This window comes from Pseudarthrobacter sp. DSP2-3-2b1, assembly GCF_049895945.1.
In the GTDB taxonomy this organism is placed as follows: Bacteria; Actinomycetota; Actinomycetes; order Actinomycetales; family Micrococcaceae; genus Arthrobacter.
Window position 1 is genome coordinate 163416 of record NZ_JAFCTI010000002.1, and the last position, 11521, is coordinate 174936.

Below are 11521 nucleotides of genomic sequence, written 5' to 3' on the forward strand. Positions count from 1 at the left end.
CTCTCCTGTTTTCGTGATCATCGTTGTCACGATGACCGGGGTTTCGTTTCGTTAAGTTGTGCTTGTCCGGCTAACCGGCCAGTTGGCGCTGAAGCTGGCCCAACCGGGTGATCACTGAAGCGTCGAGCACTTCGTCACCCACCTGGACGCGGATTCCGCCGATCAGATCAGGGTCAACACTGGTGTTGATCTTGAGCTCACGCCCGTACAGGGCGTTCAGCCCTGACTGGAGGCGGGCAAACTGCGGCTCCGTGAGGGGACGCGTCACCTTGACCGTTGCAATCCAGCGCTGCTGCCGCTTTGCTGCGAGCTCGGCGAACCGGGCCACCAGCTTTGTCGGCTTGATGCCGCGGGGCTGGGAAACCGCCTGGCCAATAAGGACTTTAGCTTCCTCACTGGAACCGGGCACCAGCTTCTCCGCCAAGCCGATCTTCGCTGCAGCACTTGCCTGCGGCTCCGACAGAGCACGTTGTACCTCGTGGTTGGAAGCGACGGCCTGGTTGAAGGAGAACAGATCGTTCTCCAGTTCTTCCAGTCCGGAGAGCCCGGAGGCAGAAACTGCCGACTTGTTTTCTGCAACGGCTATGACCACCGTTGCGGCAAGCGTCTCGAGTGCATCGCCGATATCCCGGGCCGATGCCCAGCGTGAGCTGGCCAGTCCGGCCGCGATATCCGCAGCATCAGCGGAGACTTTTCCGCCAACAAGCTGCTTGACCAGCGCCGACTTTTCGTCACCATTACGGGACGGGTCAGTTAAGGCGCGGCGCAAGCCAGCCGAGCTGTCCACCGTTCCCAGGATTCCGAAGAGTTCCTTTGCCAACTGCAGCGAGGCAAACGGAAGCTGGGCTTCCAGTTTGGTCAGCGCCGTGGTCAGCGATTCGCTCGATACACCTGACATTACTTAGCTGCACCTGCGTTCTGGTTCTCCAGATCTGCAAGGAAGCGGTCCACAACACGGGCGGAACGCTCGTCATCGTTGAGCGCCTCGCCAACGATGCGGCCAGCCAGCGTGGTGGCCAGCGTGCCTACCTCGGAGCGCAGGGACACAACTGCGGCCTGGCGCTCCGATTCGATCTGCACGTGCGCCTGGGCCGTGATGCGGGCAGACTCTGCAGCTGCCTTCTCCTTCAGATCCGCGAGGATCTGAGCGCCTTCGGCACGTGCTTCCTCGCGGATGCGGTTGGCTTCCGCGCGGGCATCCGTGAGCTGCTGCTTGTATTCCTCGAGGGCAGCTGATGCTTCCGCCTGGGCCTTTTCAGCCTTGGCGATGCCGCCTTCGATTGCCTCAGCGCGCTCTGCAAAGGTCTTCTCGAACATCGGGACAATGAACTTGACCACGATGAACATGAGGACAGCAAAGCCGACGAGGACAACGCCCATTTCCCAGACGTTGGGTACCAGTGGGTTAGCCTCAGTGGCAGCTGAGATGATCACCTGGTTCATAATTCACCCGTCCTTATCTACTCGGTCTTGGATGTTCGCTTGGTTCTGAAGTCAGACTTAGAGAACGAAAGCGAAGACCAGGCCGAGGATGGCGAGAGCTTCAGTCAGCGCGAGGCCGAGGAATGCGATCGGCTGCAGGACGCGCTGGGCTTCCGGCTGACGTGCGACGCCGTTGATGTACGCGGCGAACACGAGACCAACACCGATACCACCGCCGATTGCGGACAGACCGTAACCTACGAGGTTGAGATTGCCTTCCATTTTATTCCTTTCAAGATGCCATCTGTGTGGCAGGTTGTTTGGTTTGCTTCATCCCCGTGAGGGGAAGTTTGTGGATGCCTAGTGGCTGTCCGCGTGCAGGGCGCCTTCGATGTAGATGGCGGTGAGCAGCGTGAAGACGTAGGCCTGGAGCGCCATGATCAGCGCTTCCAGCATGTACATGGCGATGGCGCCGCCGAGCACCAGGAGCGAGGTTCCCTTGAGCAGGATGTTCTCCTGCATAACGAGGAATTCGATTCCTGAGCCTGCGATCATGACGATCAGGTGACCTGCCAGCATGGTGGCAAAGAGTCGGAGGCTGTGTGTGACGGGCCGGACCAGGAAGTTGGAGATGATCTCGATCGGGATGATGAGCGGCAGGATGTACACCGGTACGCCTGAGGGTACGGTGGCCAGCTTGAAGTACTTCAGTCCGTTCTTCCGGATGCCGATGGCGATCCAGGTGACGTAAACAATGCCCGCGAGGACATAGGCGCCGCCGACGTGCGAGAAGCTCGGAAGCTGCAGCACGGGAATTGCACCGTAGATGTTGTTTACGAGGATAAAGAAGAAGAGGCTGAACAACAGCGGCACATACTTCATAAAGTCTTTACCGCCGATAATGTCCTTGGCGATGCTGTTACGCACAAAGCCATAGGCCATTTCACCAGCGAACTGGAGCTTGCCAGGGACAAGCTGCTGCTTACGGGCAGCTAGCAGAAAGAATGTGGCGATAATAACGACCGACAGAATAACCAGCAGCATCTGCTTGGAGAATCCGTCTGCCGCCCCCCACGGCAGGATTGCCGGCAGGTGCATTTCTTCAATTCCTGGAGGAGTAAACTCTCCAGAATCTTGGGCCGGGAGCGCAAGCGCGATCAACGCGTTTCCTCTCTGCAGTGTCCATCATTGGGCGTGTGTCGGGGACCGGCGGGTTTTCGCTCCGCTGCTCCCCCTGTGAAATTATTTGGCATTAGTGTTTCCGTCCGCAGACGGGCCGCTCCCTGCGTCGCTCTTACCGGCAGTGTTACTTGAACTGGTAAGGCCATGCATGTAGGAAAGATAGAAACCTCCGACAGCTCCAAGCAGAGCGCCTGCGAGCACGATCCAGCGGGTTCCCCACAGATAATCCAGACCCCACCCTATCAAACTCCAGACGATGATTCCGCCAATAATGTAGCTGAAGACGGCCATCCCGGCGTTGTATCCGCCGTCGCTGTTTTCCGCCGACACCCCCGGTGTGGAGGCGCTGGTTTTAGGGCTTCCCGAAGGCTTCCCGGGAGTGCGTTTGGATTCAGGCATCGTGGGTTTCCTTGGTTTCCGGGTCGTTGTAAATCTGCAGCCTGGCTTTGCTGAATGCATAGAGCTCGGCCGCCTGCCACAGGACCACCGTGGCAACCGCACCAATCACGAACCAGCGGCTGTTCAGCCACTCGGGCGCACCGATGACAAGAAGCACTACGGCAAAGCCCACAACCTTGATGAAGTAGGTGACCACGAACATGCCGATTGCGCCTGACGGGTTCCGGCGGCCCACGAAGTGGCCCACCAGGAGGCTGACGGCGAAAAAGAGCATTACCAGGAGTCCGCCACCAACGGCGGACAGCGCGGCCGCCGGCCCGTCCAGCAGAAGCGCAGCAAGGCCGGCGAGCAACAACGCGGCTCCCCCACCCGCCGCGCTCATGGCCAGCAGGCCCAACCACAAGGATTTGGTGGGACCGGAAACGCCAACGTGTCCGTTGCCGGACGCACGTCCGGGTTCGGCGTTGGAGGTCATGGGATCCCAATCGTCGGGGGTTTTGGTGCAAGGTGGCGCGGCGAATGGCCGCACCTGAATTCTACACGAGATAGAACATGCCGCCGTCCGGGGCCGCGTGCCGCCCTCTGCATGTCTAAGACACCGGCACCCGGGTGACCTTCTGACGCCGTCGGAAGCGCCGGATCAGGTCTGGCGAGGCGAGATAGAGTCCCAAAATGGCAAGACTTCCGGCGACACAAAGCACCACAACAGGCAGCGCTGCCGTGGCGGCGATGAAGCTGAGTACTGTTACCGCGATAGTGCACGCTGAAACGGTGCCGGCGGACTGCACGTGGGAAAAGCCGACGTCGGTCAGCCGCTGGTAGACGTGCTCACGGTGGGATGAATACCACCGCTCGCCGGCCTTGATCCTGCGCAGGAGCGTGTACCCGGTATCGGCCACGTAGACCAGGATCGGCGCCAGGAGGTATTCGACATAGACACCGCCGAGGAACCCGCCCACGGCAAGCGCCGCAACGGAGGCGCCCAGGAGGTAGCTGCCGACGTCGCCCAGGAACACGGAGCCCCGCGACAGGTTCCAGGGCAGGAAGCCCAGGAAGGCCATGGCAAGCACGGCGCCGCCGGCCGTGAGCCACGGCTGTTCGGCCAGCAGCCCGGCCACGGCATAAGCGGCACCCGCGAGGATCCCGTGGAAGCTGGAGATTCCGTTGACGCCATCCATGAAGTTGGCAATGTTGACATAAGCGGCAATGGCCAAGGCAGCCAGCGGCAGCCACCAGAAGGACTGTCCGGTGAGGTGGATCAGGCCGGCTGAACCGGCGGTGCCAATTCCCAGCTGCGCGGCGGCCCGGCCACGGATGGACAGACCACGAAGGTCTTCGATCCAGCCCACGGCGGCACTCGCCGCGATGATGGCCAGGACCGTGAGGAAGACGGAGCGGTCCACCGTCACCGCACCGAGGACGACGGCGGCCGCGTAGCCAACGGCGGTAGCCAGGGAAACAGCCACCCCCATGCCCCGGATCGTGGTCTTGCCGTGGGACGACCGGGCCGAGGGAACGTCCACCACACCCATTTTGACCAGCCACGGTTTGACCACAAACGGCAGCAGGACACTCGCGGCCAGGGTGATGAGTGCAGCAAGCAGGACCGGCATCATGACGCCGCCCTGACATTCTGGCCCGGTTCGTCGGCTTCCTCATCAGGGATCGACTCGATGTCCAGTCCCTGTTCGGCCTCACAGCGGGCCAGCCAGACGTTGATGTCCAGCCCGGCCGGATCCTGCTCGTGTGCCCTGGTGTGCGAAATCTTGGGATGCAGGGGGCGTTCGTCCAGCTCGCCGGTGCCCACGAGTTCTTCGTGAAGTTTCTCGCCGGGCCTGAGCCCCGTGTAGACGATCTCCACCTTTTTGCCGGACATCGCGATCATGCGCTGGGCGACATCGAGGATTTTGACCGGCTCCCCCATGTCAAGGATCATGACTTCGCCGCCGCGGCCGATTGCGCCGGCCTGGATTACCAGCTGGCAGGCCTCCGGAATGGTCATGAAGAACCGGGTGACTTCGGGGTCTGTGACGGTAACGGGTCCGCCCACCCGGATCTGCTCAGTGAAGAGCGGGAGCATCGAGCCGCGGCTGCCCATCACGTTGCCGAACCGGACCGAGACAAATTTCCGGCCGGTCTGGCCGGCCATCCAGGCGGCCAGCTTTTCGGCCACACGCTTTGAATGGCCAAGCGCGGTGGTCGGGTTTGCTGCCTTGTCCGTGGAGATGTTCACAAAGTGCGAAACACCGGCGTACTGTGCGGCCCGGAGCACGTTCAAGGTGCCCAGGACGTTTGTTTTCCAGGCCTCCACCGGGTACTGCTGCAGCAGCGGCGCGTGTTTGAGGGCTGCGGCGTGGAACACCACCTCGGGGCGGCGGTCCTGGAAGATTTCCCGGAGGGCCGCGCCGTCGCGGATGCTTGCCAGGACGGTGTCGCGGCCGGCGAGCAGTCCGCGGCCGGTGATGGAGATCTGGGTGTGCTGCAGGCCGGTTTCATCGTGGTCAAGCATGATCAGTTCCGCTGGCGAAAACTGGACGATCTGCCGGCACAGCTCTGAGCCGATGGACCCGCCGGCACCCGTAACCAGGACCCGCTTGCCCTTGATGTAGCCTGCGATCTCGTCAACCTTGATGTCCACCGGGCGCCGCCCGATCAGGTCCTCAACCGCCACGTCGCGGAAGTCGGAGAAGCCCTCGGGGGCCCCGCGTCCGAGCATGTCCCGCAGCGGGGGCAGGACCAGCACCCTGACGTTCAGGCCGGCGACGGCGTCCGAAATCCGCCGGACCACCGAGGCCTCCACATTGGCAAAGGCCAGCACCAGGACCGTGGCGCGGGTGCGCCGGATGATGGCCGGCAGGTCATCGCCGCGGCCCAGGACCTGGACCCCGGCGAGCCGCAGGTGCTTCTTGGTGGGATCGTCATCGATCAGCCCCACCGGGAAATAGGGCGAATCAGCATCCTGCATCATGCGGGTCACCAGGGAGTTGCCGAGGAAGCCTGCACCGTAGACCAGGGTGTTCTGGGCGCCGTCGCCGGGACGGTTCCTGCTCTCCGCGTAAAGCCGCTTGGCGTACCGGGCCGCGCCCATAAAGAGGCACGCGAACGGGAAGGCGATGAGTCCCACGCTGCGGCCGATCCCGATGTCCTCATAGAGCACCAGCAGGCTCAGCGTGATGGAGGCTGCCACAATGACGGTGACGAAGACCAGGGCCTTGGCTTCCTGGAAGCTGCCGAACGGGTACCTGCCGCGGTACAGTGCCAGCGCATAGCCGGAGACGGCCTGGACCACGATTGCCAGGGCCATGATGATCATGGCGCTGACAAGCTGTTCCTCGCGGACGCCCATCTCGTAGCGCAGCAGCAGTGCCAGGACGATCGCTACGACCCACGACATCGAATCGAGGAAGAGCTGCACCCAGATCCACAGCGGGGGCTTCTTCTCGTCAGGTGTTGCGGCAGGTTCGCGCGCTTCAGATTTCGTAGTCAACAGAGATTGCAACCGACTTCCACTACCACGGCGGCCATGCGCCTGTTTCAAAAATTACCCGGCCGTGCAACTGCCGGAATGCAGCCGGGTCTTCCACGATACTAATCGCTGCAGGGCCGGAAACCCGGGTTCATGGCGGCCGTACCGGGCTGATGACCCGTTCAAACGCTAGATTTAAGCAGGTTCCCGGCCCGCCGCGGCGGGAACCGGCGGCATCGGCTGCCAGCTCTTGTCGGCGAGGATGGCCCGCGATTCGCGCCACCCCTGCCACAGGGAACCGGCACCCTTGACGCTGCGTTCAACCAGCACCAGGCGCACCATTTCCTTCAAATAGGTCAGGACCGTCCCGGCACCGAAGCCGAGCCGGTTGTACTTGCCGTGGGCGCGCAGGTATTGGGCCACATGTCCCCGGTTCCGCATCACGTAGCGCCTGCTCAGGTCCGAGGAGTCATTCAGGTGGCGCACGCCCAGATCCACCTGGCGCTGGGCACGGACTTTCTTGATGACGAACGCGTTCACGTAGACCACCGGAACCTGCTGTGCAGCGAGCCAGCCGTAGATGAGATCGTCCCAGGTGATGAAGAACCGCGGGTCCGGCAGCCCGATGCTCCGGGCCAGCGCTGCCGTCATCAGCATGCCTTCGAAGTTGCCCACATTGGTGCGGAAGACATCGGATTTGCGGAAGACATCGCCGGAGACCGGCAGGAACACGCCGAGCGCTTCGACGAAATGGTGCTGCCAGAAGAAGGGCTTGCCCGCTGCGTCGTAGCGCCGGCCGATCAGGCAGGAGTAATCAGGGGTGAACCTGTCCAGTGCCTCCACCGCCCCGGGGAGCACCTCGACGTCGTCGTCCATCAGCCACAGCCACTCGGCACCGGCCGCAAGCGCCAGTTCGACGCCGCGCGAGAATCCGCCTGAGCCGCCCACGTTCGTGGCCAGGCGCTCATAGTGAATGGGCAGGTCACCGGCAGCAATGGCCCGGGAAACTACGTCCCCGGTGTGGTCGGTGCTGGCGTTGTCCACCACGAGGATCCGGTACGGCCGGGTGCCCAGGCGGCTGAAGGAGCCGAGCAGGTTCTGCAGGAAGTCGGCACGGTTATAGGTGACGACGACGGCATAAAGGTTCTCCACGCCGGCCTAGCTGTTGGTGGACATCAGTTGGGCGGGCGAGCCGAAGCCCTTTCCGCGGAAGCCCGTGGAATAGGCCCCGAACCAGTGCGCCAGGCCCTTGAAATCGCCGGTTTTCAGGAAGTAGTAAGGGAAGCCCACAATGTCCGCGCCGAACCAGCGCAGGTTCCGGTACTTCCGGGTGAGGTAGCCGCGGTTGCGGAAGTAGCAGTACCGCTTGAATTCGCCCTCCGGGATCACCGGGGTGATGAAGCCGCCGAAGACCGGCTTCATTTCGGTCCAGGTGGCCGGGTGCTGGACGGCGACGGTGGCCAGGGTGCCGTACTTGAGGCCGGCCTTCTTGACCCGCGACAGGAAGTCCACCTCATCGCCGCGGATGAAGAACTTTACGTCGGGGATGCCGATCTTGTAGAAGACCTCAGTGCGGATCAGTGCCCCGTTGAAGAAGTGCACCATGTCCGGCAGGTAGCCCATGGGGGCCAGCCGGGAGCGGTCGTTGGTCAGCAGTCCATTGATCCGGAAGTTGAACGAGAGCCGGTTGGGATCGGCCGTGGCAGCAACCAGCGGGCTGATGATATCGAGCTGGTGCTCCTCGGCTGTTTTGAGCAGCTCGGCGAGGCAGCTCGCGTCTTCCGGGTGGCCGTCGTCGTCCATCATCCAGATCCACTCCGCGCCGCTGGCCATGGCGGCCATGATCGCGTAGGCGAATCCCCCAGCGCCGCCAAGGTTCGCCTCGGAGCGGAGGTAGTTGATGTTGTCTCCGCCGGCGTTGACGACGTCGGTCGCCGGGACGGTACCTGAATCCACCAGCGCAATGGAGTGGATGGGGGCGGTCTGTTCGGCCAGGCCCTTGAGGAGGAGGGCGAGTTCCTCGTGGCGGTCGAACGTTACCGCCGCGACGGCGACTTTGGGCTGCATGTCAGTTCCTCGGTGAATCGTCGACGGCGGGTGCTTCAGGAGTGCCGTCCTCTGGGGTGCTGTCTTCAGCAGCCGGCGTCTCTTCCGCCGGTTCTTCTGCTTCCGGTTCCTCCGCCATCGGGATCTCACCGAGGCCGAGAACGCCGGGGACGTGCTCGCGCAGCTGATCCAGGGACACCGCACCGTTGCGCACCACGCGCAGGAGCGGCCCGGTGGCGTCCACGATGGTGGACGGCACTGCTTCGGTGCCCTCCACTGGCCGGAAACCGCCTTCGAGGTAAACCTCCACGGATTCGGCGAGCTGTATCCGCGCCTCCGCTGCGGTCTGCGCCGGGGCGTGGCCGGTCCGGTTGGCAGAGGACACAGCCAGCGGACCGGTCAGCGTCAGGAGTTCCTGGGCCACCTCGTCGGCGGGCATCCGGAGCGCCACCGTTCCACGGGTCTCGCCGAGGTCCCAGTCCAGGGACGGCTGGGCGTGCAGGATCAGGGTCAGCCCGCCCGGCCAGAAAGCCTCGGCGAGCTTACGGGCCTCGGCCGAAACATCAGTGGCAAGTCCGTCCAGTGCGTTGATCCGGGGAATGAGCACCGGCGGCGGCATGGTGCGGCTGCGCCCTTTGGAGACCAGCAGCATGGTGACGGCCTGCGGGGAAAATGCATCCGCGGCGATCCCGTAGACGGTGTCGGTGGGAAACACCACGCATTTCTTTTCGCTGATGGCGCGCTGGGCATGTTCGAGTCCCAGGGCGCGCTGATCCTCTGAGGTGCAGTCGTAGGTTGTGGTCACTGGCCTATTCTTTCATCACTCGTGGTGCGGTCCGGCAAGCACGGCGCTGGTGGCGCGTTCCTTGCCGTTGAGGTCCTGATGGGTGGTGATTTCCGTCCAGGCACCGGTCCGCTTCATCATTTTGGCGATCCAGCCGGACTGGACTTCCGCGTGTTCCATCACGAAGTACCCACCGGGAACCAGCAGCCGGGCAGCCGAGGCGGCCGCCGCCGTAGGAAGTTCCATGCCGTCCGCTCCCCCGCCGTACAGCGCTTCGGGAGGGTCGTGGAGTGCCACTTCGGGTTCGTTGGGGATGGCCTCGGAGGGGATGTAGGGCGGATTGGAAATCACGACGTCGAAGGTGCCGTTAAGTTCCGGCAGTGCGTCCCGCAGGTCCCCCAGGACCAGCTGCACGCCCAGGGGTGCGAGGTTTTTTTCGGCCCAGGCATGGGCGAACGGGCTGAACTCCACGGCATGGACTTCCGCGCCGGGTACCTCGTGGGCGATGGATCCCGCAATGGCGCCGGACCCCGTCCCAAGGTCCACAATCCGGGGGTGGGCCATGCCCTTGACGTAATCAATAACCAACTGGACCACTGATTCTGTTTCCGGACGCGGGATGAACACGCCAGGCCCCACTGCGAGTTCCAGGTACCGGAAATGGGCGACGCCGGTGATGTGCTGCAGCGGGATCCGCCGGGCACGTTCGGCAACCAGTTCCGCATAGCCCTCCGGTGCGGGCGTGTCCCCCAGCATCATCGCCCGCAGCCTGCCGAGGCCAATACCGAGGAGGTGCTCCGCCAACAGCTCGGCGTCGACGCGGGGGCTGGGCACCCCAGCGTCGCGCAGGATGGCTGTAGCCTCGCTGACCGCAGCCGCGAGGGACTGCCCGGACCCGGGCGCCATAGGCTCTCTTGTCACAGCAGCTCTGTTGTCACAGGGGTCCGGCTATTCGCCGATGGCGTCCAGGCGTGCCTGTTCGTCCATCTCGATGGCGGACTGGATAACGGGCTCCAGATCGCCGTTCATGACCTGGTCCAGGTTGTACGCCTTGTAGCCGGTGCGGTGGTCCGCGATCCGGTTTTCCGGGTAGTTGTAGGTGCGGATGCGCTCGGAACGGTCCATGGTGCGGATCTGGGACTTCCGCTGGGCCGAGTTCTCGGCGTCGATGATCTCCTGCTGGTGCGCCAGGATGCGGGCACGGAGCACGCGCATGCCTGCTTCGCGGTTCTGCAGCTGGGATTTCTCGTTCTGCATGGCCACCACGATGCCCGTGGGCAGGTGGGTGATGCGGACGGCGGAGTCCGTGGTGTTCACGGACTGGCCACCGGGACCGGAGGAACGGTAAACGTCGATCTTGAGATCGTTCTGGTTGATGTCCAGCTCTTCAGGCTCGTCGACCTCTGGCAGCACCAGGACCCCCGCTGCGGAGGTGTGGATGCGGCCCTGCGATTCGGTGACCGGCACGCGCTGTACGCGGTGCACGCCGCCCTCGAACTTGAGCCGCGCGTAGACACCCTCGGCGGGATCGTTCGAGTTGCCCTTGACGGCCATCTGGACGTCTTTGTAACCGCCCAGGTCTGACTCGGTGGCGGAGATCAGTTCAGTCTTCCAGCCGCGTGACTCCGCGTACCGGGTGTACATCCGCAGGAGGTCGCCAGCGAACAGGGCGGCTTCGTCGCCGCCCTCACCGCCCTTGACCTCAAGGATCACATTGCGGGCATCGTCTGGGTCCCGCGGAATAAGCAGGCGCCGCAGCTTGGCCGAAGCAGTCTCCATGGCCGCCTCAAGCTCAGGAACTTCGGCAGCGAACTCTGGGTCCTCGGCAGCCATCTCCCGGGCCGCGGCAAGGTCATCCCGGAGCGCCTCCCACTTGTGATAGGCCTCCACAATGCCGTTGAGCTCCGCAGACCGCCGCCCAAGCTTCCGGGCCAGCCGCTGGTCAGCATAAACAGCAGGATCCCCCAGCTGCGCCTGGATAGCATCATGCTCATCAAGCAGGCCCTGTACGGACTCAAACATTTGTCATTACCTTTCAACGCCGTGGATATAAGTTTAGTGATGCTCACAGCGGTAGGTGACGGGGGCAATCGCTGTCGGGTATTTTTGCCGGCCAGGGAGTGGCATCGGGCCTGTCGGAGCGTTGGGGGGGTCCGAACCCCGAACAGAACCCCCCCCCCCCCGGGGGGGGGCCGCCCAAATCCCCCCCGCCCCCCCCAACC

The 11521-nt window shown here is 63.5% G+C and carries 13 protein-coding genes; all 13 read right to left on the reverse strand.

Features of this window, described 5'->3' with window-relative positions:
• Positions 1–70: 70 nt before the first annotated feature.
• The 13 genes from ACP7AX_RS03345 to prfA all read right to left on the reverse strand — a co-directional run bounded on the left by ACP7AX_RS03345 (position 71) and on the right by prfA (position 11321).
• A complete protein-coding gene (locus tag ACP7AX_RS03345) occupies positions 71–898 on the reverse strand; it encodes a F0F1 ATP synthase subunit delta (RefSeq protein WP_131682609.1) in 828 nt (275 codons plus the stop codon).
• Positions 898–1443, reverse strand: a complete 546-nt coding sequence (locus tag ACP7AX_RS03350) for a F0F1 ATP synthase subunit B (protein WP_108598282.1) — start codon at positions 1441–1443, stop codon at positions 898–900. The genes ACP7AX_RS03345 and ACP7AX_RS03350 overlap by 1 nt, the downstream gene beginning before the upstream one ends.
• Positions 1444–1500: 57 nt before the next feature.
• Positions 1501–1704: an ATP synthase F0 subunit C gene (gene atpE / locus ACP7AX_RS03355; RefSeq protein ID WP_009356484.1), complete on the reverse strand. Its 204-nt coding sequence runs from the start codon at positions 1702–1704 to the stop codon at positions 1501–1503.
• Positions 1705–1782: 78 nt separating this feature from the next.
• Positions 1783–2583, reverse strand: coding sequence for a F0F1 ATP synthase subunit A (gene atpB, locus ACP7AX_RS03360; protein WP_131682611.1), 801 nt, complete (start codon positions 2581–2583; stop codon positions 1783–1785).
• An 81-nt stretch (positions 2584–2664) separates the two neighbouring features.
• Positions 2665–3003, reverse strand: a complete 339-nt coding sequence (locus tag ACP7AX_RS03365) for an AtpZ/AtpI family protein (RefSeq protein ID WP_426225379.1) — start codon at positions 3001–3003, stop codon at positions 2665–2667.
• The gene (locus tag ACP7AX_RS03370; protein WP_426225380.1) at positions 2996–3478 is read right to left on the reverse strand and encodes a hypothetical protein; all 483 of its coding nucleotides are present in this window, start codon (positions 3476–3478) and stop codon (positions 2996–2998) included. Before ACP7AX_RS03370 ends, ACP7AX_RS03365 begins: the two co-directional genes overlap by 8 nt.
• A gap of 115 nt (positions 3479–3593) precedes the next feature.
• The gene (locus tag ACP7AX_RS03375) at positions 3594–4619 is read right to left on the reverse strand and encodes an MraY family glycosyltransferase (protein ID WP_426225381.1); all 1026 of its coding nucleotides are present in this window, start codon (positions 4617–4619) and stop codon (positions 3594–3596) included.
• Positions 4616–6490 (reverse strand): polysaccharide biosynthesis protein, encoded by a 1875-nt coding sequence (locus ACP7AX_RS03380; protein ID WP_131682615.1) that lies wholly within the window; start codon positions 6488–6490, stop codon positions 4616–4618. Before ACP7AX_RS03380 ends, ACP7AX_RS03375 begins: the two co-directional genes overlap by 4 nt.
• A 174-nt stretch (positions 6491–6664) precedes the next feature.
• Positions 6665–7621, reverse strand: a complete 957-nt coding sequence (locus tag ACP7AX_RS03385; RefSeq protein WP_426225382.1) for a glycosyltransferase — start codon at positions 7619–7621, stop codon at positions 6665–6667.
• Between the two features lie 6 nt (positions 7622–7627).
• Positions 7628–8536: a glycosyltransferase gene (locus ACP7AX_RS03390; RefSeq protein WP_426225383.1), complete on the reverse strand. Its 909-nt coding sequence runs from the start codon at positions 8534–8536 to the stop codon at positions 7628–7630.
• Position 8537: 1 nt separating this feature from the next.
• The gene (locus ACP7AX_RS03395) at positions 8538–9320 is read right to left on the reverse strand and encodes an L-threonylcarbamoyladenylate synthase (protein WP_426225384.1); all 783 of its coding nucleotides are present in this window, start codon (positions 9318–9320) and stop codon (positions 8538–8540) included.
• Between the two features lie 15 nt (positions 9321–9335).
• Positions 9336–10205, reverse strand: a complete 870-nt coding sequence (gene prmC / locus ACP7AX_RS03400; RefSeq protein WP_426225631.1) for a peptide chain release factor N(5)-glutamine methyltransferase — start codon at positions 10203–10205, stop codon at positions 9336–9338.
• Positions 10206–10247: 42 nt separating this feature from the next.
• The gene (gene prfA, locus ACP7AX_RS03405; protein ID WP_131682619.1) at positions 10248–11321 is read right to left on the reverse strand and encodes a peptide chain release factor 1; all 1074 of its coding nucleotides are present in this window, start codon (positions 11319–11321) and stop codon (positions 10248–10250) included.
• Between the last annotated feature and the right edge of the window lie 200 nt (positions 11322–11521).

Bases quoted from the DNA above. Each gene is read 5' to 3' on its own strand.
- ACP7AX_RS03345 (WP_131682609.1), bottom strand. From the start codon at position 898: ATGTCAGGTGTATCGAGCGAATCGCTGACCACGGCGCTGACCAAACTG.
- ACP7AX_RS03350 (WP_108598282.1), bottom strand. From the start codon at position 1,443: ATGAACCAGGTGATCATCTCAGCTGCCACTGAGGCTAACCCACTGGTA.
- atpE (WP_009356484.1), bottom strand. From the start codon at position 1,704: ATGGAAGGCAATCTCAACCTCGTAGGTTACGGTCTGTCCGCAATCGGC.
- ACP7AX_RS03365 (WP_426225379.1), bottom strand. From the start codon at position 3,003: ATGCCTGAATCCAAACGCACTCCCGGGAAGCCTTCGGGAAGCCCTAAA.
- ACP7AX_RS03370 (WP_426225380.1), bottom strand. From the start codon at position 3,478: ATGACCTCCAACGCCGAACCCGGACGTGCGTCCGGCAACGGACACGTT.
- ACP7AX_RS03375 (WP_426225381.1), bottom strand. From the start codon at position 4,619: ATGATGCCGGTCCTGCTTGCTGCACTCATCACCCTGGCCGCGAGTGTC.
- ACP7AX_RS03390 (WP_426225383.1), bottom strand. From the start codon at position 8,536: ATGCAGCCCAAAGTCGCCGTCGCGGCGGTAACGTTCGACCGCCACGAG.
- prmC (WP_426225631.1), bottom strand. From the start codon at position 10,205: ATGGCGCCCGGGTCCGGGCAGTCCCTCGCGGCTGCGGTCAGCGAGGCT.
- prfA (WP_131682619.1), bottom strand. From the start codon at position 11,321: ATGTTTGAGTCCGTACAGGGCCTGCTTGATGAGCATGATGCTATCCAG.